Raw genomic sequence first — 24,440 nt, 5'->3', positions numbered from 1 at the left:
GCCTCGACGCGCGCGTGATGTCGGCCCGGGCGGCCGCCGTCAGGGCCGCTGCCGGTAGTGGTACCGCGCGGCCGGCAGGAAGCCGAGCCGCGCGTACAGCGTCGCCGCGGCCGTGTTCTCGACCTCGACCTGCAGGAACGCCCGCGTCGCGCCTCGTCCGGCCGCCGCGCGCATGGCCGCCAGCGTGAGCGCACGACCGAGGCCGCGCCGCCGGCCGCGCGGGTCGACGACGAGGCACGACAGCCCGACCCAGTCGGCCTCGAGCGCCGCGCGGATGACCCCCACGGCCCCGTCGTCGTCGCGCGCCGTGAGGTACAGCGCCCGCGCGCCCTGCAGCACGGTCGCCACGAACTGCTCGTCGACGCCGCCGACGCCCGCCGCCAGCGGGGCCTTGCTCCCCGACCAGAGCGCGAGCCACTCGTCGTCCGGCGCGTCCGCGACGTCGATCGCCACGCCGTCCCGCCCCGCAGCCGCCGCCGCGCCCGCGAGGCCGCGGACGAGCACGTCGGTGTCGGCGGCGACCCGGTACCCGCGCTCCTCGAGCAGCGCGTCGAGCCCCGCTGGCTGGGCGCCGCCGTCGACGCGGAACACCGACGGCTGCCCGTGGGACGCATAGGCGGCCTCGACCCGCTCGATCGCGTCCTCGGCGTCGGCGGGCGCGCGGAGCGGGACCACGGAGTTGGCGCGCCGCGTGACGCCGCCCGACAGCCCGACCCGCCACCCGTCGACGTCGAGCTCGCTCGCCGGCGGCCACGTCGCCACCTCGACCGCCGCGCCCGGCGCGTCGGGCCGCGTCCACGCCTGCACGCGCAGGCGCTTGTCCCGGCCCGGCGTCCAGTCCCGCTCGGGCTCGGCGACGAACCCGAGCCGTCCGTAGAGCTGGTGCGCCGCGTGCATGGCGTCGAGCGTCGAGAGCACCACGCGCTCCGCACCGGCAGCGACGGCCTCGCGGAGCGCGGCGAACATCAGCGCGTCGGCGACGCCGTGCCGCCGTGCCTCGGGCGCGACGGCGAGCATCCGGACCTCGTGCTCACCGGGCAGCGCGACCTCGGCGTACGGCGAGCCGTACGCGGCCACCGTGATCGTGCCGACGACGACCTCGCCGTCGCGCTCGTCGCCTGGCAGCACGGCCACGAGCAGCGTCGCGTCGCGTGCCCTGGCCGCGGCGTCGCGCAGCTCGTCGGCATAGTCGTCGTCGGGTGCGAGCAGGCGGTCGGCCGCATACGCCGCCGCCGTGACGGCGCCCGCGTCGGCGATCTCGTCCCCCGTCGCGACGCGGACCACCACCCCGGTGTGCGGGGCGCGGCTCACGCGGGGTCGCCCGGCTCGTCCGCCGCCGGCTCGCCCGCAGCACCCGCGTCGCCCACCGCGGCCGCACCGCCGCCGAGCAGCGCGACGAACCCCGCCTCGTCGAGGATCCGCAGGCCGAGCTCGTGCGCCTTCGTCTCCTTCGACCCCGCGTTCTCGCCCACCACCACGAAGTCGGTGTTCTTCGAGACGCTCCCCGCCGCCTTGCCACCGCGGCTCAGGATCGCCTCCTTCGCCTCGTCACGGCTGAACCGCTCGAGGCTGCCCGTCACCACGACCGTGAGCCCCTCGAGCGTGCGTGGCGCGGACTCGTCGCGCTCGTCGCGCATCGCGACGCCCGCGGCCGCCCACCGGTCCACGATCTCGCGGTGCCAGTCGGACTCGGGCCCGGTGAACCAGTCCACGATCGACTCCGCGATCACCGGCCCGATCCCGTCGACCTGGGACAGCCGCGCGAGCGCGGCGTCACGGTCGTCGAGCAGCGCGCGCAGGTCGGCCATCGAGCCGAACTCGGTGGCCAGCGCGCGGGCGGCGGTCGGGCCGACGTTGCGGATGCTGAGCGACACCAGCACGCGCCAGAGGTCCTTCGTCTTGGCGGCGTCGAGCTCGTCGAGCAGCGTCCGCGCCGCCTCCGACGCCTGCCAGTCGGGCAGCGCCGTCCCGGCGTCGGCAGCGGCCTTGAGCGCCGCGCGGGTGTGCTTGAGCTGCCGCCGGAACGGCGTGCGCGTGCGCACGACGCCGTCGTCGTCCTCGCGCGGGAGGCCGGTCTCGGGGTCGCGGACCACGACCTCGACCTGCGCGAGCAGCTCGAGGCTGCGCGCACGCACGCGCTCGCGCTCGTCGGCGCTCGCCTCAGGCGGGTATCCGACGAGGTCGAACAGGAACGCCTCGGTGGGCACGGGCGGGTCCGCGGGCACCTCGGGCTGCGTCAGCGCCGCGGCCGTGACCTCGCCGAGCGCCTCGACGTCGAGGCCGCCGCGCGACCCGATGTGCTCGAGCCGGCCGCGCACCTGGGCGGGACAGGAGCGGGCGTTGGGGCAACGCAGGTCGATGTCGCCCTCGCGCATCGGTCGCAGCGGGGTCCCGCACTCCGGGCAGTCCTTCGGCATGTGCCACGTCACGCGCGGCACGTCGTCGTCGGGCGCCGCCGGGGCGGGCCCCACGATCTCAGGGATCACGTCGCCGGCCTTGCGCAGCACCACCATGTCGCCGATGCGGACGCCCTTCGCCTTGACGACCTCCTGGTTGTGCAGCGTCGCCTGGCGCACCGTGCTGCCGGAGACGAACACGGGCTCCATGACCGCGAACGGCGTCGCCCGGCCGGTCCGCCCGATGCCGACCTCGATGGCGAGGAGGCGGGTGTTCACCTCCTCCGGCGGGTACTTGTACGCGATCGCCCAGCGCGGGGCACGGCTCGTCGCACCGAGCCGGCGCTGCAGCGCGATCTCGTCGACCTTGACGACGATGCCGTCGATCTCGTGCTCGACGTCGTGCCGGTGCTCGCCGTAGTACGCGATCATCTCGCGCACCCCGTCGAGGCCCGCGACCACCCGCGTGTGGCTCGAGACCGGCACGCCCCAGCCGGCCAGCAGGTCGTACACCTGCGACTGACGCTCGATGCCGGTGCCGTCGGCGTCGCCCCAGCGCAGCGCGCCGATGCCGTGCGCGTACATGCGCAGCGGGCGGCTCGCCGTGACGCGCGGGTCCTTCTGCCGCAGCGAGCCCGCCGCCGCGTTGCGGGGGTTGGCGAACGGCGCCTTGCCCGCGGCGACCTGGCCCTCGTTGAGCTCGCGGAACGCCTCGACGGGCAGGAACACCTCGCCGCGGATCTCGATGAGCTCCGGGTGCGTCGCGGGGTCGCCGCCGAGCCGCTGCGGGATCGTGCTGATGGTCCGGACGTTCAGCGTGACGTCCTCTCCCGTGCGGCCGTCGCCGCGCGTCGCGGCGCGCACGAGCCGGCCCCGCTCGTACAGGAGCGCGATCGCGAGACCGTCGATCTTGAGCTCGCACAGGTAGTGCACCGACGCGTCGGGCTGGTCGAGGTCGCGCCGCACCCGGTCCGCCCACGCCGCCACGTCCTCGTCGGAGAACGCGTTGTCGAGCGAGAGCATCCGCTCGACGTGCGCGACCGAGGTGAACTCGGTCGAGAACGTGCCGCCCACCACCTGGGTCGGCGAGTCGGGCGTCCGCAGGCCCGGGTGCTCCTGCTCGAGCGCCTGCAGCTCGCGCATGCGCGCGTCGTACTCCGCGTCGGACGACGACGGCGCGTCCCGCACGTAGTAGGCGAACTGGTCGGCGCGGATGCTCTCGGCCAGCTCCTCCCACCGGTGGCGAGCCTCGGCGGGGATCTCGTGGGCGTCGGCGGCGGCGTCGGTCACCCGCCCATCATGGCAACGACCACCGACATCGACCCGCCGCGTCCGCAGCGCCGCCCGAACGGTCACCGACCGCCGCGAGCGCGCGCGTCAGTCCGCCGACGTGGAGGAACCCGTCGCGGCGCCCCTGCGCCCGGCGACCAGCACGACCACGACCCCCGCGACACCCACGCCCGCGAGACCGAGCCCGACCCCGAGCAGCGCGCCGGAGCCCTGCGCCACGTCGACCCGCTCCTGCGACCCGCCCGACGGCGACCACGTGCACACCGCGCGCGGCGGCGCGAGCTCGTACCCCACGTGCGCGCCGTCGGTACCGGCGGAGAACGCGGCGAGGCACGGCACGTCGGCGTCCGCCGTCGCGCGCGACGTCGACGCGACGAGCCCGACGTACACCCCGGCGACCATCACGATCCCGACGAGCGCCAGGAACGACGACACCAGCAGCGCGAGCGCGCGTCGCACGTTCGGCGCACCGGCCCCCGACGCACCGAGGCTGCCGACCGGCTCCGACGCCCCGCTCACCTCGTCCACGTGCCTCCGCTCGTCCACGCCCTGCCCCTCGTCCACGCCCTGCCCCTCGTCCACGCCCTGCCCCTCGTTCACTGCGCCGCCCGCTCGGCCACGACCTGCGCGGCCCGCACGAGCCCCGCGAGCGCGGCCCGGGCGCCGTCCGGCCCGGAGCCCGCCGGCGGGTCGCCCGCGACGAGCACGACGTCGTTCAGCCCTGCCACGGGTAGCCCGACCGAGCGCCAGGGTCGCGTCAGCGCGTCCGCCTGGCCGACGACGTCGGGTCCCGCGCACTGCGACGACGCCTGCGGCGGCAGCTGCGCCCAGAACGCGTGCCCGCCCTCGACCGCCTCGGCCACGCGTTCCCAACCCTGCTCGCCCAGCCCGGCGGTCTCGAGCGCGACGCCGTCCAGGTGCGCGTCGCGCAGCGCCGCGAGCGACGCCCACGACGCCCCGCCGTGCGCGACGACCCGCGCACCCGCGCCGCGCACCGCGGTGGCCACGGCCGAGATCCGCTCCGCCGCGACCGGCGCGGGCACCGAACGAAGCCGCGCGTACCCGGAGAACGACGGCAGCATGCCGGCCACCGCGGGTGCGAGCAGCGGCTCGTGCAGCAGCACCGTCGGCCGGGCGCCGGGCACGGCCCGGCGTACCGCAGCCAGCTCCTCGACGAGCCCGGCGGCGAGCGACGCCGCCAGCTCGCGGACCGCACCCGCGTCGCCGAGCGCGCGGTCACCCCGCGCGAGGTACACCGACGCTGCCAGGCTCACCGGCCCGAGCGCGCTGAGCACGAGCGGTCCGTCGTACCCGTGGGCCGCGACCGCGAGCGCGTCCAGGTCCTCGCGGCCGTACGCGCGGGCGCGCGCCAGGTCGCCGCCGGGCCGGTCCGCGAGCCTCCAGCCGTGCGGGCCCAGCTCGGCGGGCAGCTCCTCGAGCCGCGCGACGGTCCGGCCCAGCCGGTCGCCCCACGGCCCGCGCGCCGGCAGGAGCGGCGCGAACGGCAGCCCGTCGACCTCGGACGGCATGCTCGTGAGGTCGCCCACGACGACGCTCGCTGCCTCGAGCGCGTCGAGCCCGGGCCACCCACCGGCGCCGGTGACCGCGGGCACGCGCGACCGCCGGTCGTCCGCAGCGTCCGTCACGACGCGACGCCCGAGAGCCGGCGCGTGCCCGTCACCGTCGCCTGCCCGAGCACGCGAGTGCCGGCGTACAGGACGAGCGACTGGCCCGCCGCGACGCCCCGCAACCCGCCGTCGACCCGGGCCACGACGGCGCCGTCCTCGACGCGGGCGCGGGCCGCGGCCGGCGCGCCGTGGGCGCGGACCTGCACCTCGCACGCCACCTCGCCCGCGGGCGGCGCGCCGAACCAGACGACGTCGCCGCCGAGCAGCTCGTCGACCGCGAGCTCGTCCGCCGGGCCGACGACCACACGGTTGCTCACCGGCTCGATCGCCAGCACGTACCGGGGCTTCCCGTCGGCGGCGGGCCGTCCGAGCGCGAGCCCGCGCCGCTGCCCCACCGTGTACGCGTACGCGCCGTCGTGCGTGCCGACCACCGTGCCGTCGGTGTCCACGACGTCGCCCGGCCGGGAGCCGAGCCGGTCGCGCAGGAAGCCCGGCGTGTCGCCGTCGGCGACGAAGCAGATGTCGTACGAGTCCGGCTTGGCCGAGATCGACAGGCCGCGCGCCGCTGCCTCGGCTCGCGTCTGCGACTTCGACGCGACGTCGCCGAGCGGGAACATCGACCGCGCGAGCCGCTCGGGCCCCATCACGGCGAGCACGTACGACTGGTCCTTGGCGGCGTCCCGCGCGCGGTGCAGCTCGCGCGACCCGTCGGCGGCCGTCTCGATCCGCGCGTAGTGACCGGTGCAGACCGCGTCGAAGCCGAGCGCCACCGCCTTGTCGAGCAGCGCCGCGAACTTGATGTGCTCGTTGCAGCGGACGCACGGGTTCGGCGTCCGGCCCGCCTCGTACTCCGCGAGGAAGTCGGCGACCACCGTCTCCTCGAACCGCTCCGACAGGTCCCACACGTAGTACGGGATGCCGAGCACGTCGGCGGCACGGCGCGCGTCCCCCGCGTCCTCGATCGAGCAGCACCCGCGCGAGCCGGTCCGGAACTGGTCGCGCGTGCGGGACAGCGCCATGTGGACGCCGACCACGTCGTGGCCCGCGTCGACCGCGCGCGCGGCCGCGACGGCCGAGTCGACCCCGCCGGACAGCGCCGCGAGCACGCGCATCAGCGCACCACCGCCAGGCCGGCGGCCCGCGCGCGCTCGACGACGCCCGGCAGCGCCTCGACGAGCGCGTCCACGTCGGCGGCGCTCGACGTGTGACCGAGCGAGAAGCGGAGCGCACCGCGCGCGTCGACCTCGTCGACGCCCATCGCGAGCAGCACGTGGCTCGGCCGCGGCACGCCCGCCTGGCAGGCCGACCCGGTGGACGCCTCGACGCCCGCGGAGTCGAGCAGGTAGAGCAGCGAGTCGCCCTCGCAGCCGGGGAACGTGAAGTGCGCGTTGTTCGGCAGGCGGTGCGCCGCGTCGGCCGCACCCCCGGTCGAGGCGTCGGCCGGCCCGCGCAGCACCGCGTCGGGCACGGCGGCGCGCACGCGCGTGACGAGGTCGTCGCGCAGCGCGGCGACCCGCGCGGCTGTCCGGTCACGGGCGCCCGTCGCCTCGACGACCGCCTCCGCGACCGACGCGAGCACGGGCGCGTCGAGCGTGCCCGACCGGACGCCGCGCTCCTGGCCGCCGCCGTGCAGCACGGGCGTGAGCTCGAGGCCGCGCCGCGCGAGCAGCGCGCCGACGTTGCCGGGGCCGCCGAGCTTGTGCCCGGAGACCGTCAGCGCGTCCAGGCCGGACCGTGCGAAGTCGACAGGCACCTGGCCGACGGCCTGCACCGCGTCCGCGTGCACGGGCACGCCGTACCGGCGCGCGAGGCCGACGACGTCGTCGAGCGGCTGGAGCGTGCCGACCTCGTTGTTCGCCCACATCACCGACACCAGCGCCACGCGGTCGCCGTTCGTCGCGAGCTCGTCGCGGAGCGCGTCCACGTCGACCACGCCGGAGCCGTCGACCGGCAGCAGCACGAGCTCCGCGCCCGCGTGCTCCGCGAGCCAGAACGCCGGGTCGAGCACGGCATGGTGCTCGACGGCGGAGACGACGACCCGCAGGCGGCCCGGGTCCTGCGTGCGGCGCGCCCAGAACAGGCCCTTGAGCGCGAGGTTGTCGGCCTCGGTGCCCCCGGCGGTCCAGACGACCTCGCTCGGCCGGGCGCCGAGCGACGCGGCGAGCCGCTCACGGGACTCCTCGACCACGCGTCGCGCGGCCCGCCCCGCGGCGTGCAGCGACGACGGGTTGCCGGTGCGGCTGAGCTGCTCGGTGAGCACGCGCACCGCACCGGGGAGCATGGGCGTGGTCGCCGCATGGTCGAGGTACGCGGTCACCGCAGCAGTCTACGAACGTCGTCGCCCTGTCCCGGCCCGGCGTCGGGCGCCGATCACGCACGTGACCTCCGCCTCATGTCGCCCGGATCAGCCCGGATCAGCCCGGATCGTCCCCGATACGCGCTCCGCGCGGGCGCCCCCGGCTGGCAGGATGTGCGCGTGAGTGCCGACGAGGTCATCGCGCTTCCGCTTGCCTTCAGCGGCCAGCGGCTCGACTGGCGCGACCTCCCCCGGCACGTCCGCACCCGCATCACCGAGCTCGCGGGCGCCCAGGTCACGGCCGAGATCAGCGCCACGAGCGGGTTCAGCCCCGGCTTCGCGGCGGTCCTCGAGCTCGCCGACGGGCGCGGGGTCTTCGTCAAGGCCGTCTCCGCCGAGCAGAATTCCGTGTCGCCCGAGCTCGCGCGCGCCGAGATCCGCGTGGCGGCGGCGCTCCCGCCCCAGGTCAGCGCGCCGCGCCTGCTCTGGTGGTCCGACGACGGCGACTGGGTGCTGCTCGGCTTCGAGGTCGCGCACGGCCGCTCCCCCGAGCTGCCGTGGCGCCCCCAGGTGCTCGAGGCCGTGCTCGACGCGGTGGCCACCGTGGCGACCGCGCCCCTGGCGGACGGCCACGCCCTTCCGCGGACCGCGGACCTCCTCGCCGACGAGTTCACCGGCTGGGCCCGGCTCGCGGCGCTCGAGGTCGCCGATCGGCACCGGCTCGCGAGCCTGGGCGGCAGCCTCGGCGCGTGGGCCGACGACCGGCTCGACGACCTGCTCGCCTGGGAGTCCGACGCGCCGCGCGTCCTGGACGGTGACGTGCTCGTGCACGGCGACCTGCGCGCCGACAACGTGCTGGTCGACCCCGACGAGCGTCGCGTGTGGCTCATCGACTGGCCGCACGCCGGCGTCGGCGCGCCCTGGCTCGACCTCGCGTTCATGCTGCCGAGCGTCGCGCTCCAGGGCGGCGGCGACCCGGCCACGCTGTTCGCCGCGCAGAGCATCTCGCGCGACGTGCCGGAGGCCGACCTGCTGGCCGGGCTCGCCGGCCTCGCGGGCTACTTCGCGTGGAGCTCGCAGCAGCCGGCCCCGCGCGGCATCCCGAACCTGCGCAGCTTCCAGGCCGCCCAGGCCGTGGCGACCCTGAGGTGGCTCCGCGACCTCGCCTGACCTGCGCGCGCGCTGGTTACGCTTGTCCCGTGGGGGCATTCATCCGTGGGCGTGGCGCGCCCGTGCTCGTCGCGCTGCTCGCCGTCGCCGTCAGGTGGCGGCTGGTGGGCGGCTGGGTCGGCGTGCGCGCGCTGCACGGGTACGACGACGGCGTGTACTACTCCGCCGCCGCGGCGTTCGTGCACGGCCGGATGCCCTACCGCGACTTCACGCTGGTGCACCCGCCGGGCGTCGTGCTCGCGCTCTCGCCGTTCGCTGTGGTCGGACGGCTCTTCGGTGACGCCGACGGGTTCGTCGCCGCGCGGATCGGCGTCATCCTGGTCGGCGCGGTCAACGCGCTCCTCGTCATGCGGCTCGCGCGCCGGTGGGGCGTCGCGGCGTCGGTCGTCGGCGGCGTGCTGTACGCCCTCGCGTCGAGCGCCGCGTACGCCGAGCGCACCACGCTCCTCGAGCCGTGGGGCACGCTGACGCTGCTCGGCGGCGTGCTGCTGCTCGTCAAGGCGCGCGAGCAGGACCGTGCGTCGCTGCTGTGGCTCGGCGGAGCGGTGCTCGGGCTGGGCAGCCTCGTCAAGATCTGGGGCGTCGTGCCGCTCGTGGTGGTGGTCGCGTGGCAGGCGTGGTCGCGCGGACCGCGGGTCGCCGCGCGCGTGTCCGGCGGTGCGGCCGGCGCCGCCCTCCTCGTGGCCGGGCCGTTCGCCCTGGCCGCACCCGACCGCATGTTCCGCCTCGTGCTGCGCGACCAGCTCTCGCGGCCGCGGTACGTCGAGGGCCTCGGCTGGCGCATGGTCCACGTGCTCGGTCTCGACACCTCGCCCCTGCCGGGGCCGCGCGGCCCGGTGCTGGCCCTCGTGCTCGCGGCCGTCGTCGCGGCGGCGGTCGCGGCCTGGCGCCGGCGTCGCGGCCGGTTCTGGGTCGTGCTGCTGGGCGTGCAGGTCGCGGTGCTGCTCGCGTCGCCCTCGTTCCTGCAGCACTACGCGGCGTTCGCGACGGCGGCCGTCGTGCTCGTCGTCGCGGCCGGGGTGTCGACGGTCCGCGCGGAGGTCCGGGCGCCCGTGGCGGTCGCGACGTGCGCGGTGCTCGTCGTGGCCGCCGGAGCTGTCGCGAGCCAGCCACCGACCCGTCCGTTCCCGCTCGCCCAGGTGAGTGCCGCGCTGCCCGCGGAGGGGTGCGTCCAGGCCGACTCGCCCGGTGCGCTCGCGCTCGCGGGCGTCCTGTCGCGCGACCTCGACGAGGGCTGCGAGCTCCCCGTCGACCTGTCGGGCCAGTCCTTCGACGAGGGCGACCGGACGGCGGGCGGCGCGCCCGTCGAGCGGTGGGAGAACGTCGCGTTCCAGAAGAAGGCGACGAGCTACTTCGCGGCGGGCGTCGCGACGATCATCGCGCGCGGGGGCCCGGGCGACGGGTTCTCCGGCTCGACGATCACGGCGATCATGGAGGGCCGCCGGCTGGCGGTCGACACGCGCGGCGTCGAGGTCTTCGTCGACCCGAGCGCTCCGACCTCGGCCGCGGTGCGCGCGTCGGACGGCGACCGCGACGCGGACGACGCCGCCACGCCGCGGCCGTGACACAGCCCCGCTGACCCCCGCTGACCGCGGACGCCCGGGTGCTCAGCCCTTGCGCGCCCGCAGCTCCGCGGCGGCCTGCGGCAGCACCTGGAACAGGTCGCCCACCACGCCGAAGTCGGCGATCTCGAAGATCGGCGCGTCGGGGTCCGAGTTGATCGCCACGATCGTGCCGGACGCCTGCATGCCGCCGCGGTGGTGGACCGCACCGGAGATGCCGGCACCGATGTACAGGCGCGGCGAGATCGTGACGCCCGTCTGGCCGATCTGCGCGTCGTGGCCGATCCAGCCCTCGTCGGTGGCGACGCGGGTCGCGCCCACGGCGGCTCCCAGCACGTCGGCCAGCTCCTCGACCGCCGAGAAGTCGCCCTCGGTGCCGCGGCCGCCGGCGACGACGACGTGCGCGCTCGCGAGGTCGGGCCGCCCGCTCGCAGGGCGCTCGGTGCGCTCGACGAGCCGCACGCGGCGCGCGGCGTCGTCGGCCTGGAACGCGTGGTCGTCGATCGCGACGGGTACCGCGTCCTCGGCCGGGTACGCGACCACCGAGTTCGCCTTGACCAGCACGATCGCGAGCGGCGTCGTGACGGCGCAGCGCGTCGTCCAGGTCCCGGCGAACACCGTCTTGCCCGCGACGTAGCGGCCGTCCTCGACGGTCAGGGCGTCGGCGTCCGTGACGACGCCCGCGCCGGTCGCCACCGCGAGCCGCGCGGCGACCTCCTTGTTCTCGAACGTCGACAGCGCCAGCACCAGGTCGGCGCCGATCGCGCCGACGAGCGACGCCAGCCCCGTCGCGACGACGGCCGAGAGGCGCAGGTCGGCGTCGGCGACGAGCCGGTGCACGTGCCCGACGCCCATCGCGCCGAGCTCGGCGACGGTCTCCTCCGTCGGCTCGGCGCCGCTCGCGGGCCACGCGGCGTGGACGTCGGCGCCCGCGATGTCGCGCGCGAGCGTGAGGAGCTCCCGGACCGGGGCGCGCAGCGCGCCGTCGGGCGTGTGGTCGAGCAGGACGAGGACGCTCACGGGTCGGCCTTCCGGGATCAGACGAGCTGGTTGTCGAGAAGGAACGCCGCGAGCCGCACGCCCGCGTCACCCGTGTCGTTGATGAGCACGCGGTCGTCGCGGGCGGGCCGGGCGGCGGCGTCGAGCACCTCGGTCCGGGAACCCGCGGCGCCGACCTCGGCCGCGTCGAGGCCCAGGTCCGCGAGCGTCAGGGTGGTCACCGGCTTCTTCTTGGCCGCCATGATCCCCTTGAAGTTGGGGTAACGCGGCTCGTTGGCCTGGTCCGTCACCGACACGACCGCAGGCAGCTCGGCCTCGAGCACCTCGGTCGCGTGGTCGAGGTTGCGACGCACGCGCACGGTCGCGCCGTCGACGGTCACCTCCGCGGCCAGCGGCAGCGCGGCGGCGTCGAGCAGCTCGGCGAGCGCGGTCGGCAGCAGCGAGGTCAGCCCGTCGAGACCCGCCATGCCCGTCACGACCAGGTCGGCGCCGCCGAGGTGGCGGATCGCGGCCGCGAGCACACGCGCGGTGCCGATCGCGTCCGACCCGGCGATCGCGTCGTCGACCACGTGGACCGCCTCGTCCGCGCCCATCTGCAGGCCCTTGCGGACCGCGTCGACCGCGTCGTCGGGGCCCACCGTCAGGGCCGTCACCGAGCCCTCGCCCGCGGCCTCGACGAGCGTCAGCGCCGCCTCGAGCGCGTTCTCGTCGAGCTCGTTGAGCGTGCCGTCCCCGCCGTCGCGCACGACGCGGTGGTCCGGCCCGAGGGCCCGCTCCGACTGGATGTCCGGCACGTGCTTCACGCACACCACGATCCTCACCCGCGGAACGTTACCGGCTGCCGGCGGGCCGCCCGCCGAACGGTTCGCCTGACGGGACCGCCCTCCGACGGCGGAGCCCGATCGCGCACAATGAGGCCCGTGACCCCGACCGCCGCCCGCCGCCGCCCGCCGCGGCTCGGCGTCCACGTCACGGACGAGGGCATCGAGGCGGCGGTCCTCGCGCCGCACGCGGCCGCGGTCGAGCTGTGCCTGCTCGACGGCCCCGACGGCTACCGCACCGAGCGCCGCGTCATGATGCAGGGGCCCGTGCACGGCGTGTGGTTCGCGTCGGTCCCCGGCGTCCGGGCCGGCCAGCGGTACGGCTTCCGCGCGCACGGCGCGTGGGACCCGACGAACGGCCTGCGCTACAACCCCGCCAAGCTCCTCGTGGACCCCTACGCGCTCGGCCTGCTGGGCGAGCTCGGCTACGGGCCCGAGACGTACGGCCACGTCGTCGACGAGAAGCTCGTGGGCGACCCGTACGGCGCGGCGGACCGCCGCGACTCCGCGGCCCACGTGCCGCACTCCGTGGTCGTCGACCTGCGTGACCTGCCCGGCCCCGACCCGGCGGCGAACCGGCCGTGGGTGCCGTGGTCCCGCACGGTCGTGTACGAGGCGCACGTGCGCGGTCTGACGATGCTGCACCCGGACGTGCCCGACGAGCTGCGCGGCACCTACGCGGGCCTCGCGCACCCGTCGGTCGTCGACCACCTGCTAGGGCTCGGCGTCACGGCCCTCGAGCTCCTGCCGATCCACGCGTCGACGACCGAGCCGCACCTCGTCGCCAAGGGCCTGACGAACTACTGGGGCTACTCGACGTTGGGCTTCTTCGCGCCGCACGCGGCGTACGCCACGAAGGCCGCACAGGCTGCCGGGCCGGCCGCGGTGCTCACCGAGCTGCGCACGGCCGTGCACGCGCTGCACGAGGCGGGCATCGAGGTGCTGCTCGACGTCGTCTACAACCACACCGCGGAGGGCGGCCTGCCGGGCCAGCACCTGTCGTGGCGCGGCCTCGACAGCACGCACTACTACGCGCACGACGGCGGCGTCCCGGCGCGCCTCGCGGACGTGACGGGAACCGGCAACACGCTGGACTTCCGCCGTGCCGAGGTCGTGCGGATGACGCTCGACTCGCTGCGCCACTGGGCCGAGGTGGTCGGCGTCGACGGCTACCGCTTCGACCTGGCCGTCACGCTCGGCCGGGACGCGGTCGGGTTCACGTCCGACCACCCGGTGCTCGTCGCCATGACGACGGACCCGGCCCTGCACGGGCTCAAGCTGGTGGCCGAGCCGTGGGACGTCGGGCCCGGCGGGTGGCGCACCGGCCAGTTCCCGCCGCCGTTCGCGGAGTGGAACGACCGGTTTCGGAATGCGGTCCGCTCGTTCTGGCTCGCCGACCCCGCACGCGCCGCGCAGGGCCTGCCCGGCCATCGCGTGCGCGACCTCGCGACCCGCCTGTCGGGCAGCGTCGACCTCTTCGGCCACGGCGACCCGCCGCTCGCCCGCGGCACCGTGGCGTCGATCAACTTCGTGACGGCGCACGACGGCTTCACGCTCGCGGACCTGGTCGCGTACGACCACAAGCACAACCTCGCCAACGGCGAGCACAACCGCGACGGCAGCGACGACAACCGCTCGTGGAACCACGGCGTCGAGGGCCCGGTCGAGCCGGACTCCCCGGCGGCCGACATCGCGCCGCTGCGGCGGCGCTCGATCCGCAACCTGTTCGCCAGCCTGGTGCTGGCAGCGGGCACGCCGATGATCACGGCCGGCGACGAGCTCGGCCGCACGCAGCGCGGCAACAACAACGCGTACTGCCAGGACACCGAGCTGTCGTGGCTCAGCTGGGACACGACCGGCTGGCGGCACGACCTGCTCTCGACGGCTCGGTGGCTGCTGACCCTGCGGCGCGAGCGTCCGGCGCTGCGGAGCACGCGGTTCTACACCGGCCGACCGCCGCGCGCGGGCCTGCGTGCCGACCTCGCGTGGTACGACGCCGCCGGCGCGCCGTTCGACCACGCACGCTGGCACGACGCGTCGGTGCGGACGTTCCAGATGGTGCGCACGGCCCCGCCCCCTGACGTCGACGCCGTGCTGCTCGTCGTCAACGGCGCCCTGTCGGAGGTCGACGTGACCCTCGCGCCCGACGAGGGCGGCGCCTGGCGGCTCGCGTGGGACTCGGTCTGGGAGCACCCGCGCGAGGAGCGCGCCGCCGCGATCGCGGGGACCCTGCACGCCGCGCCCGGGACCACGACCGTCGTCGAGCCGCTGAGCATGCGGATCTACGTCCAGCCGTGACGCGCCGCGACGCCCGTCGCCACCTGGACGCGCGTCCAGCAGCGGTAGGGTGCCGCGCATGACGAACCGCCACGACGTCGTGGTGGTCGGTGCGGGGCTCGCGGGCCTCGTCGCGACCGCCGAGCTCACCGCCGCCGGCCGCCGGGTCCTGCTGCTGGACGCCGAGAACCGCCGCTCGCTGGGCGGCCAGGCCTACTGGTCGTTCGGCGGCCTGTTCCTCGTCGACACCCCCGAGCAGCGCCGCCTCGGTGTGCGCGACAGCGCCGAGCTCGCGCTCGCCGACTGGCTCGGCTCGGCGCAGTTCTCCGACGACGGCTCCGACCGCTGGGGCCGCGCGTGGGCCGAGGGCTTCGTCGACTTCGCCGCGGGCGAGCTGCGGCCGTGGCTGCACGGACTCGGCGTCCGGTGGTTCCCCCTCGTCCAGTGGACCGAGCGCGGCGGCTACCTCGCCGACGGCCACGGCAACTCGGTCCCGCGCTTCCACATCACGTGGGGCACGGGCCCGGGCGTGCTCGAGCCGTTCGTGCGCGCGCTGCTCGACGCCCGGGCCGCTGGGCTCGTCGAGGTCCGGTTCCGGCACCGCGTCACGTCGCTCGTGACGACGGACGGGCGCGTCACGGGAGTGCGCGGCGACGTCCTGGCCCCCGACGACGCGCCGCGCGCCGAGGCCACCTCGCGTGAGGTCGCCGGCTCCTTCGAGGAGCGCGCCGACGCGGTCGTCGTGGCGACCGGCGGCATCGGCGGCAACCACGAGCTGGTCCGCGAGCTCTGGCCGGCGTCGGCGGGCCGCCTGCCCGACCGCATGCTCTCGGGCGTGCCGGCACACGTCGACGGCTCGGGCATCGAGGCGGCCCGGACCGCGGGCGCGGCCGTCGTGCACGAGGACCGCATGTGGCACTACCCCGAAGGCGTCGCCGACCACTCGCCGGTGTGGCCGAACCACGGCATCCGCATCCTGCCCGGGCCGAGCTCGCTGTGGCTCGACGCCGACGGCCACCGCCTGCCCGTGCCGCTGTTCCCCGGCTTCGACTGCCACGGCGCGCTGCAGCACATCACGCGCCGCGGCGACGACCACTCCTGGTTCGTGCTCGACAAGACGATCATGGGCGCCGAGTTCGCCCTCTCGGGCTCGGAGCAGAACCCCGACCTGACGGGCCGCGACGTCCCGCTGCTGCTGCAGCGCGTGCTCCCCGGCGCCGTCGGGCCGGTCGAGACGTTCGCGAAGCGCTCGCCCGAGTTCGTCTGGGCCGACACGCCTGCCGAGCTGGCGGCGGGGATGAACGCGCTGACGGGCGAGGGTCGCATCGACGCCGGTGCGCTCGAGCACACGATCCGCGAGCGCGACGCGCAGGTCGCGACGGGGCTCGGCAAGGACCTCCAGGTCACCGCGACGGCGATGGCCCGTCGGTACGTCGTCGACAAGGCGATCCGCGTCGCCAAGCCCCACCGCCTGCTCGACCCGGAGCACGGGCCGCTGCTCGCGGTGCGCCTCTCGGTGCTGACGCGCAAGACGCTCGGCGGCCTGCACACCGATCTCGAGGGCCGCGCCCTGCGACCCGACGGCGAGGTGTTGCCCGGCCTGTGGGCGGTCGGCGAGGCCGCAGGGTTCGGCGGCGGCGGCGTGCACGGCCACCGCGCGCTCGAGGGCACGTTCCTCGGCGGCTGCCTGTTCAGCGGCCGCACCGCCGGGCGCGCGCTCGTCGAGACGCTCGACTGACGCCGGTCCACCCGGCGCCCTCCCCCGCGAGACGCCCCGGGCACCGCCTGCGCCCGCGCGGGACGGCCGACGCGGGGTCGCTGCAGATGCCCGGTGCCCGGACCTGCGGCTAGGTTCGGGGACGTGACGACTCCCCCGGCACGACGTGGCGGCGGCCGGCGCCCCCGCACCGTGCCTGCCGCCGGGTCCGGCTCCCCGGACGCCCGGACCACCGCCCCCGTCCCGAGCCCCGCGACGCCGGCCGCGGCGACGCCGCAGGGGCCGTCAGCAGCCGCGGAACCGGCGCCCGCCGCGACGCCCGCAGCCGCGAAGCCCGCCGAGGCCGCACCGGCCCCCGCCCCCCACGCGGTCCCGGTGGCGATCGGCCGCATCCCCGTCGTCGACGTGTCCCCCGTCGCCGAGGAGGGCCGCTTCCCGGCCAAGGCGGTCGTCGGCGAGGCCGTCCCGGTCCGCGCCACGGTGTTCCGCGAGGGTCACGACGCCGTCGCCGCGACCGCGGTCCTCGTGGACCCCGACGGCCGCGACCACGCGTGGGCCCGGATGGTCGACATCGCTCCCGGGCTGGACCGCCTGGAGGCGCGCCTCGTCCCGGACCGCGAGGGGCGCTGGGGCTTCCGCGTCGAGGGCTGGTCCGACCCGTACGGGACGTGGTCGCACGACGCTGCGATCAAGGTCGCGGCGGGTGTCGACGTCGAGCTGATGCTCACCGAGGGCGCGCTCGTGCTCGACCGCGCCGCGCGGCAGCCGGACCTCTCGGCGCAGGACGCGCAGACGCTCGCCGACGCGGCCCACGCGCTCCGCGACCCCGACCCGGACCCGCAGACGCGGCTGGCGACCGGGCTGTCGCCGCAGGTGCGGGACGCGCTCACCCGGCACCCGCTGCGTGACCTCGTCACGAGCAGCCCCACCTACCCGCTCGTCGTCGACCGCCCGCTCGCGCTGGCCGGCGCGTGGTACGAGATCTTCCCGCGCAGCCACGGCGCGCACCTCGACCCCGAGACGGGCACCTGGGTGTCCGGCACGCTGCGCACCGCCGCCGAGGCGCTGCCCCGCATCGCGGGCCTCGGCTTCGACGTGGTGTACCTGACGCCGATCCACCCCATCGGCAGCACCTTCAAGAAGGGCCGCAACAACTCGCTCGACGCGCATCCCGACGACCCGGGCTCGCCGTACGCCATCGGCTCGGAGGCGGGCGGCCACGACGCGATCGAGCCGAGCCTCGGCACGTTCGACGACTTCGACTACTTCGTCGCCCGCGCGCGCGAGCTCGGGCTCGAGGTCGCGCTCGACGTCGCGCTCCAGTGCAGCCCCGACCACCCCTGGGTGCGCGAGCACCCGGAGTGGTTCACCACGCGCGCCGACGGCTCGATCGCCTACGCCGAGAACCCGCCGAAGAAGTACCAGGACATCTACCCGCTGAACTTCGACAACGACCCGGTCGGCATCGAGCACGAGATCCGCCGCGTGCTGCAGGTGTGGATCGACCACGGCGTCACGGCGTTCCGCGTCGACAACCCGCACACCAAGCCGCTCGACTTCTGGGCGCGCCTGCTCGCCGACGTCCGCGCGTCCCACCCGGACGTCGTGTTCCTGTCGGAGGCGTTCACGCGGCCGGCAATGATGCAGACGCTCGCCAAGGTGGGCTTCCACCAGTCGTACACGTACTTCACGTGGCGCAACACCAAGGACGAGCTCGAGGAGTACCTCCAGGAGGTCTCGGGCGAGCAGGGTTCCTGGATGCGGCCGAGCTTCTGGCCGACGACGCACGACATCCTGCCGCCGTACCTGCAGGCCACGGGCGTGCGCGGGTTCGCGGTGCGCGCGGTGCTCGCCGCGCTCGGCTCGCCGACATGGGGCATCTACTCGGGCTACGAGCTCGTCGAGAACGTGCCGCGGCCGGGTGTCGAGGAGCAGATCGACAACGAGAAGTACGAGTTCAAGCCGCGCGACTGGGTCGACGCCGAGCCGCTCGGCATCGCGACGCTGCTGCGCCGGCTCAACGAGATCCGCGCGGCGCATCCCGCGCTGCGCCAGTTGCGCAACCTGCACGTGCTGCCGACCACCGACGACTCGCTGGTGGCGTTCGCCAAGCACCTCGACGCCGAGCACTCCCCGACGGGCGTCGCCGACACGGTGGCGGTCGTCGTGAACCTCGACACCGAGAACGCCCGCGAGGGCGTCGTCGACCTCTCGAGCCTCGGCCTCGACCCGTCCCGCACCACCCTCGTGCGCGACGTCCTGTCGGACGAGACGTACGCGTGGGGTCAGCAGGCCTACGTGCGGCTCGACCCGTGGTACCGGGTCGCGCACGTCGTCCACGTCGGAGGTGCGTGACGACCGCGATCCCGTCCGTCCGTCGCGAGCCCCCGCCGAGCACGGCGCAGCTCGCGCTCACCGGCCTGCCCGTCGGCCGGCAGCCGCACGTGCCGGGCGTCGAGGGCTCGGGCCTGTCGGACGACCCCGACTGGTACCGCACCGCGGTGTTCTACGAGGTCATGCTCCGCTCGTTCTCCGACTCGTCGGGCGCGGGGACCGGCGACCTCCGGGGCCTCGTGGACCGGCTCGACTACCTGCAGTGGCTCGGCGTCGACTGCATCTGGCTGCCGCCGTTCTACCCGAGCCCGATGCGTGACGGCGGCTACGACGTCGCCGACTACACGGCGATCGCGGCGCAGTACGGCACGATGGCGGACTTCACCGAGCTCGTCACCGCGGCGCACGCGCGCGGCATGCGCATCATCGTCGACCTCGTCATGAACCACTCGAGCGACCAGCACCCGTGGTTCCAGGCGTCGCGCTCCGACCCCGAGGGCCCGTACGGCGACTTCTACGTGTGGTCGGACGACAACACGCGCTACCCCGACGCGCGCATCATCTTCGTCGACACCGAGACGTCCAACTGGACGTTCGACCCCGTGCGCCGCCAGTACTTCTGGCACCGCTTCTTCAGCCACCAGCCGGACCTCAACTTCGAGAACCCGCGCGTCGTCGAGGCGATGCTCGACGTGGCCCGGTTCTGGCTGCGCGCGGGCGTCGACGGGTTCCGCCTCGACGCGGTGCCGTACCTGTTCGAGGCCGAGGGCACCAACTGCGAGAACCTGCCCGAGACCCACGCGTTCCTGCGCACGGTGCGGCGCATGATCGACGAGGAGTTCCCGGGTCGCATCATGCTCGCCGAGGCCAACCAGTGGCCCGAGGACGTCGTCGCCTACTTCGGCACCGAGGACGAGCCCGAGTGCCACATGTGCTTCCACTTCCCCGTGATGCCGCGCATCTTCTTCGCGATCCGCGACCAGCGCGCCACGCAGATCGTCGACATCATGGCCGACACCCCGGCGATCCCCCGCGGCGCCCAGTGGTCGACGTTCCTGCGCAACCACGACGAGCTGACGCTCGAGATGGTCTCCACCGAGGAGCGCGCGTCGATGTACGGGTGGTACGCGCCGGACTCCCGCATGCGTGCCAACGTCGGCATCCGCCGACGCCTCGCACCGCTGCTCGACAACAGCCGCAAGGAGATCGAGCTCGCGCACGCGTTGCTGCTGTCCCTGCCCGGCAGCCCGTGCCTGTACTACGGCGACGAGATCGGCATGGGCGACAACATCTGGCTGCCCGACCGCGACGCGGTGCGCACGCCGATGCAGTGGACGCCCGACCGCAACGCGGGCTTCTCGACGGCCGACCCCGGCAAGCTCTACCTGCCCCTCGTGCAGTCGCTCGTGCACCACTACGGCCACACGAACGTCGAGGCGCAGCTCGCGCAGCCCACGTCGCTCCTGCACTGGGTCCACGGCATGCTCGCGGTCCGTCGCGCCCACCCGGCGCTCGGCCTCGGCGACCTCACGATCGTCCCGTGCGACAACGAGGCGGTCCTCGCCTTCACGCGGACGGCAGGTGACGAGACGCTGCTCGTCGTCGCCAACCTCGCGTCGACCGCGCGTGCGGGCGCCGTCACGGTCCCCGACCTGGCGGGCCGCCCGCTGCGTGACGTGTTCGGCGGCGCACCGCTCGGCGAGGTGGGCGCCGACGGCATCGCCCGGTTCACGCTCGGCTCGCGCGACTTCTACTGGATCGAGGTCGGGCCGCTCGAGCCGGACACGGGTGCGGTGGTATGAGCCGGCTCGTGCGACGGCCCGCCGACGAGCTCGACGTCCTCCTGCTGCGGTCCCTGACGGAGTGGCTCGCCGTGCGGCGCTGGTTCCCGCTCAAGGGCGCGACGGGGGTCGAGCTGACGGTCACCGAGGCACTGCACCTCGACGACGAGCCCGAGGCCGATGCGCGCGAGGTCGCCGGCACGCCGCCCGCCGAGGGCGCCGTCCGCGTGCTGCTCGTCCGCGCCCGACGCGACCTCGCCGAGCACCTCCTGCAGGTGCCGGTCGTGGTCGCACCGCGTGGAGCCGGGATCGACGCCCCCGGCACGATCGCGGTCCTCGCCCGCGACGGCGGGCGTGCGGTCGTCGACGGCGCGGCCCATCCCCGGTTCGTGGCGGCGTGGCTCGACACCGCCGAACGCACCCCCGGGGTGTCGCTCGACGTCGACCCGGCGACCGCCCGCGCGATCACGGGTGAGCAGTCGAACACCTCGGTGCTGCTCGCGGCCGCCCCCGGCGCTGCGCCGACCGCGATGCTCAAGGTGCTCCGCACGCTCGCCCCGGGTGACAACCCCGACATCGACGTCCCCCGCCGGCTCGCCGCGCTCGGCTGGCCGAACGTCCCCGCGCCGATCGCCTGGCTCGAGGGCGACTGGTCCTCCCCCGCCTCGCCCCGCGCCCCCTCCCCCGACACCTCGGCACCGGCCACCTTCCCGGAAGGCATCCCCGCCGCCTCGGTCGACGCGGCCACGCCTGCCACCTCCCCAGCCCACACCGTGCCGCGCGCGTCCGCCGACGCCGCCGTGTCGCGCGCGACCGACCGGCACGGCCATCTCGGCGTGCTCGCCGAGTTCGTCCCCGGCGCCGCCGACGGCTTCGAGCTCGCCTGCGACCTGGCCCGGACGGGTCGGCCGTTCGCCGACCTGACGTTCGAGCTCGGCGCGACGGTCGCGGGGCTGCACGCCGCCCTGCGCGAGGCGTACCCCGTCACGCCGGCGAGCCCCGCCGACGTCGCCGCGTCGATCGCCGACCGCTTCGCCTGGGCCACGGCGGCACTCCCGCGCCTCGCGGGGTACGCGGACGGCGTGGCAGCCGTCCTCGGAGCCGTGCGCGCGCTGCCCGGGGTACCGCCGCGGCAGCGCGTCCACGGCGACCTGCACCTGGGCCAGGTCCTCCGCTCGCCGGACCGCTGGTACGTCCTCGACTTCGAGGGCGAGCCCGCCGCCCCGCTCGAGCTCCGCACGCGACCGGACCTCGCGCTCCGCGACGTCGCCGGCATCCTCCGCTCGATCGACTACGCAGCCGCGGTGGGGGGTCTGCGAGACGCCGACGCCGACGCCTGGACCGCACCGGCCCGTGCCGCCCTCCGCGCCGGCTACGCGCAGTCCGCCACCGACGACCTGAGCCCCGACGCGACGAGCCTGCTCCTCACCGCGCTCGAGCTCGACAAGGCGCTGTACGAGTCCGTCTACGAGGCGCGCAACCGCCCCGACTGGCTCCCGATCCCTCTCGCCGGCCTCGACCGCCTCCTCGCCGCCCGGTCCTGATCCCGACGCGGGTCGGCCGGCACTTCGTCGAACCCTCCCGGCGCCACCATCTGCGGCAACGCACCGACGGTGGTTGGGTAGGACCATGACCGACGCCGCCCTCTCCCCGGTCCCCGTCGACAGCTCGGTGCTCGCCGCCGTCGCTCACGGTGCGTGGTACGACCCGCACGGGATCCTGGGCCCCCACCTCGCCGACGGCGGCCTGACGGTCCGCACGCTGAAGCCGCTGGCCGAGAAGGTCGTCGTCGTGACGTCGGACGGCCGCATCGAGGCGACGCACGAGCAGGACGGCATCTGGGTCGCGCTGCTCGACACGGACACCGTTCCGGACTACCGCATCGAGGTCACGTACGGCGGCACGCCTGCGGTCGTCGACGACCCGTACCGCTACCTCCCGACCGTCCAGGAGCTCGACCGCCACCTCATCCGCGAAGGGCGGCACGAGCAGCTCTGGACCGTGCTCGGCGCCAACCTCCACACCTACCCGAGCGTCTTCGGCGACGCGCGCGGCACGGCGTTCGCCGTCTGGGCGCCCAACGCGCGCGCCGTCCGCGTCGTCGGCGACTTCAACTACTGGCAGGGCGCCACGCACGCGATGCGCTCGCTCGGCGACAGCGGCGTCTGGGAGCTGTTCGTCCCCGGTGTCGACGCGGGCGCCCGCTACAAGTTCGAGCTGCTCGGCCAGGACGGCGGCTGGCGCCAGAAGGCGGACCCCATGGCCCGCGCGACCGAGATCCCGCCCGCGACCGCGTCCGTCGTCGTCGAGTCGTCGTTCACGTGGAGCGACGACGACTGGATGACGCAACGCCGCGGCCGCGACCCGCACACCGGCCCGGTGTCCGTCTACGAGGTCCACCTCGGCTCGTGGCGCCAGGGCCTGTCCTACCGCGAGCTCGCGGAGCAGCTGACCGAGTACGTGGTCGACCTCGGCTTCACCCACGTCGAGTTCCTGCCCGTCGCGGAGCATCCGTTCGGCGGCTCGTGGGGCTACCAGGTCACGTCCTACTTCGCCCCGACGAGCCGGTTCGGCCACCCGGACGACTTCCGCTACCTGGTCGACACGCTCCACCGCGCCGGCGTCGGCGTCATCGTCGACTGGGTGCCGGGCCACTTCCCCAAGGACGACTGGGCGCTCGCGCGGTTCGACGGCACGCCGCTCTACGAGCACCCCGACCCCCTGCTCGGCGAGCAGCCCGACTGGGGCACCTACATCTTCAACTTCGGCCGCGCCGAGGTGCGGAACTTCCTCGTCGCGAACGCGACGTACTGGCTCGAGGACTTCCATGTCGACGGCCTGCGCGTCGACGCCGTCGCCTCGATGCTCTACCTCGACTACTCGCGGCAGGCCGGCCAATGGCGCCCCAACAAGTACGGCGGCCGCGAGAACCTCGATGCGATCGCATTCCTCCAGGAGGCCAACGCCACCGCCTACAAGCGCACCCCCGGCATCATGATGATCGCCGAGGAGTCCACAGCGTGGCCCGGCGTCACCGCGCCCACCGACGGTGGCGGGCTCGGGTTCGGGCTCAAGTGGAACATGGGCTGGATGAACGACACGCTCCGCTACCTGCAGGAGCAGCCGATCCACCGCCGGTACCACCACGGCGAGATCACCTTCTCGATGGTCTACGCGTACTCGGAGCACTACGTCCTGCCGATCAGCCACGACGAGGTCGTCCACGGCAAGGGCTCCGTCTACGGGCGCATGCCGGGCGACCACTGGCAGAAGCTCGCCGGCGTGCGCGCGCTGCTGGCCTACATGTGGACGCACCCCGGCAAGCAGCTCCTCTTCATGGGCTCGGAGTTCGCCCAGCGCGACGAGTGGGCGGAGTCGCGTTCCATCGACTGGTGGAACCTCGAGGACGACGGCCACCGCGGCGTCCAGAACGCGATGCGCGAGCTCAACCGCGTCTACCGGGCCAACCCCGCTCTCTGGCAGCTCGACAACACCCCCGACGGCTTCGAGTGGATCGACTCCGACGACGCGTTCCGCAACACCCTCGCGTACATCCGGAAGGGCGAGCACGTCCCCCCCGTGGCGGTGGTGGTCAACTTCGCCGGCGTCCCGCACGAGGGCTATCGCCTCGCCCTCCCGCGCGGCGGCCGATGGCGCGAGATCTACAACTCCGACTCGGTCGAGTTCGGCGGCTCGGGTGTCGGCAACCTCGGCGCCATCGACGCCGAGGACGTGCCCCACTACGGCCGCCCGTACTCGGCGTCCGTCCGCATCCCGCCTCTCGGTGCGGTCATCTTCCTGGCCGACTGAACGCCCGCCAGAACGCCCCGACTCAGCGCCGATGTCGCGCCCAGGAAATCATCGGACCGCCGGGGCTTGACCCACCTGAAACGCGCTCGACGAAGTCGCTGGAACGCGGCCGAGGCACTCGCGTACGTCGGTGCCGGCGACGCGCCACGGCATCAGGTGGCATCGAACGCCGCGGCGGCATTCGCCGCAACTTCATGCCCGGCGAATGACGCGCCGATCGAGCGCCGGCAACAATCCCGGGGAAACAGAAAGAGCCACCCCGGTGTGGGGTGGCTCTTTCTGAAGGGTGTTCGGCGGCGTCCTACTCTCCCACACCCTGGCGGGTGCAGTACCATCGGCGCTGAAGGGCTTAGCTTCCG

The 24,440-nt window shown here is 75.0% G+C and carries 16 protein-coding genes; 8 read left to right on the top strand and 8 right to left on the bottom strand.

The window, feature by feature from the left end; genetic code table 11:
• Positions 1-39: 39 nt before the first annotated feature.
• From QRT04_RS16445 to QRT04_RS16420, 6 genes are all read right to left on the bottom strand, one after another.
• A complete protein-coding gene (locus QRT04_RS16445) occupies positions 40-1,311 on the bottom strand; it encodes a GNAT family N-acetyltransferase (protein WP_289456764.1) in 1,272 nt (423 codons plus the stop codon).
• On the bottom strand, positions 1,308-3,686 hold the full coding sequence (gene ligA / locus QRT04_RS16440) for an NAD-dependent DNA ligase LigA (protein ID WP_289456762.1): 2,379 nt from the start codon (positions 3,684-3,686) through the stop codon (positions 1,308-1,310). Before ligA ends, QRT04_RS16445 begins: the two co-directional genes overlap by 4 nt.
• An 87-nt stretch (positions 3,687-3,773) precedes the next feature.
• A complete protein-coding gene (locus QRT04_RS16435; RefSeq protein WP_289456759.1) occupies positions 3,774-4,268 on the bottom strand; it encodes a hypothetical protein in 495 nt (164 codons plus the stop codon).
• 14 nt (positions 4,269-4,282) lie between these two features.
• On the bottom strand, positions 4,283-5,332 hold the full coding sequence (locus QRT04_RS16430) for a uroporphyrinogen decarboxylase/cobalamine-independent methonine synthase family protein (RefSeq protein WP_326522479.1): 1,050 nt from the start codon (positions 5,330-5,332) through the stop codon (positions 4,283-4,285).
• The gene (gene mnmA, locus QRT04_RS16425) at positions 5,329-6,426 is read right to left on the bottom strand and encodes a tRNA 2-thiouridine(34) synthase MnmA (protein ID WP_289456757.1); all 1,098 of its coding nucleotides are present in this window, start codon (positions 6,424-6,426) and stop codon (positions 5,329-5,331) included. Before mnmA ends, QRT04_RS16430 begins: the two co-directional genes overlap by 4 nt.
• The gene (locus tag QRT04_RS16420; RefSeq protein WP_289456756.1) at positions 6,426-7,631 is read right to left on the bottom strand and encodes a cysteine desulfurase family protein; all 1,206 of its coding nucleotides are present in this window, start codon (positions 7,629-7,631) and stop codon (positions 6,426-6,428) included. The genes mnmA and QRT04_RS16420 overlap by 1 nt, the downstream gene beginning before the upstream one ends.
• Before the next feature lie 159 nt (positions 7,632-7,790).
• Here QRT04_RS16420 and QRT04_RS16415 point away from each other — a divergent pair, with 159 nt between their 5' ends.
• Positions 7,791-8,780: a phosphotransferase family protein gene (locus tag QRT04_RS16415; RefSeq protein WP_289456755.1), complete on the top strand. Its 990-nt coding sequence runs from the start codon at positions 7,791-7,793 to the stop codon at positions 8,778-8,780.
• A gap of 29 nt (positions 8,781-8,809) precedes the next feature.
• The gene (locus QRT04_RS16410) at positions 8,810-10,345 is read left to right on the top strand and encodes a glycosyltransferase family 39 protein (RefSeq protein ID WP_289456754.1); all 1,536 of its coding nucleotides are present in this window, start codon (positions 8,810-8,812) and stop codon (positions 10,343-10,345) included.
• A 42-nt stretch (positions 10,346-10,387) separates the two neighbouring features.
• Here QRT04_RS16410 and QRT04_RS16405 read toward each other — a convergent pair whose 3' ends face one another.
• Positions 10,388-11,362 (bottom strand): electron transfer flavoprotein subunit alpha/FixB family protein, encoded by a 975-nt coding sequence (locus tag QRT04_RS16405; protein ID WP_289456753.1) that lies wholly within the window; start codon positions 11,360-11,362, stop codon positions 10,388-10,390.
• Between the two features lie 17 nt (positions 11,363-11,379).
• Positions 11,380-12,162, bottom strand: coding sequence for an electron transfer flavoprotein subunit beta/FixA family protein (locus tag QRT04_RS16400; protein WP_289456752.1), 783 nt, complete (start codon positions 12,160-12,162; stop codon positions 11,380-11,382).
• Between the two features lie 90 nt (positions 12,163-12,252).
• Here QRT04_RS16400 and glgX point away from each other — a divergent pair, with 90 nt between their 5' ends.
• The 6 genes from glgX to glgB all read left to right on the top strand — a co-directional run bounded on the left by glgX (position 12,253) and on the right by glgB (position 24,081).
• Entirely contained in the window at positions 12,253-14,460 is a 2,208-nt protein-coding gene (glgX, locus tag QRT04_RS16395; protein WP_289456751.1) for a glycogen debranching protein GlgX, read from the top strand.
• A gap of 58 nt (positions 14,461-14,518) precedes the next feature.
• The gene (locus tag QRT04_RS16390) at positions 14,519-16,177 is read left to right on the top strand and encodes an FAD-binding dehydrogenase (RefSeq protein WP_289456750.1); all 1,659 of its coding nucleotides are present in this window, start codon (positions 14,519-14,521) and stop codon (positions 16,175-16,177) included.
• 354 nt (positions 16,178-16,531) lie between these two features.
• Complete coding sequence (locus QRT04_RS16385) at positions 16,532-18,511, top strand: alpha-1,4-glucan--maltose-1-phosphate maltosyltransferase (RefSeq protein ID WP_289456949.1); 1,980 nt, start codon at positions 16,532-16,534, stop codon at positions 18,509-18,511.
• A gap of 8 nt (positions 18,512-18,519) precedes the next feature.
• On the top strand, positions 18,520-20,292 hold the full coding sequence (treS, locus tag QRT04_RS16380; protein ID WP_407653662.1) for a maltose alpha-D-glucosyltransferase: 1,773 nt from the start codon (positions 18,520-18,522) through the stop codon (positions 20,290-20,292).
• Positions 20,289-21,815, top strand: a complete 1,527-nt coding sequence (locus tag QRT04_RS16375; RefSeq protein WP_289456747.1) for an aminoglycoside phosphotransferase — start codon at positions 20,289-20,291, stop codon at positions 21,813-21,815. Before treS ends, QRT04_RS16375 begins: the two co-directional genes overlap by 4 nt.
• Positions 21,816-21,900: 85 nt before the next feature.
• Entirely contained in the window at positions 21,901-24,081 is a 2,181-nt protein-coding gene (gene glgB / locus QRT04_RS16370) for a 1,4-alpha-glucan branching protein GlgB (protein ID WP_289456746.1), read from the top strand.
• The last annotated feature ends 359 nt before the right edge of the window (positions 24,082-24,440 follow it).

The sequence above is a fragment of the Cellulomonas alba genome (assembly GCF_030362835.1).
GTDB lineage: Bacteria > Actinomycetota > Actinomycetes > Actinomycetales > Cellulomonadaceae > Cellulomonas > Cellulomonas alba.
Note: the sequence above shows the minus strand (reverse complement) of the source record. Positions and strands in the feature narration are given on the sequence as shown.

Bases quoted from the DNA above. Each gene is read 5' to 3' on its own strand.
- mnmA (WP_289456757.1), bottom strand. From the start codon at position 6,426: ATGCGCGTGCTCGCGGCGCTGTCCGGCGGGGTCGACTCGGCCGTCGCG.
- glgX (WP_289456751.1), top strand. From the start codon at position 12,253: ATGAGGCCCGTGACCCCGACCGCCGCCCGCCGCCGCCCGCCGCGGCTC.
- QRT04_RS16390 (WP_289456750.1), top strand. From the start codon at position 14,519: ATGACGAACCGCCACGACGTCGTGGTGGTCGGTGCGGGGCTCGCGGGC.
- QRT04_RS16375 (WP_289456747.1), top strand. From the start codon at position 20,289: ATGAGCCGGCTCGTGCGACGGCCCGCCGACGAGCTCGACGTCCTCCTG.
- glgB (WP_289456746.1), top strand. From the start codon at position 21,901: ATGACCGACGCCGCCCTCTCCCCGGTCCCCGTCGACAGCTCGGTGCTC.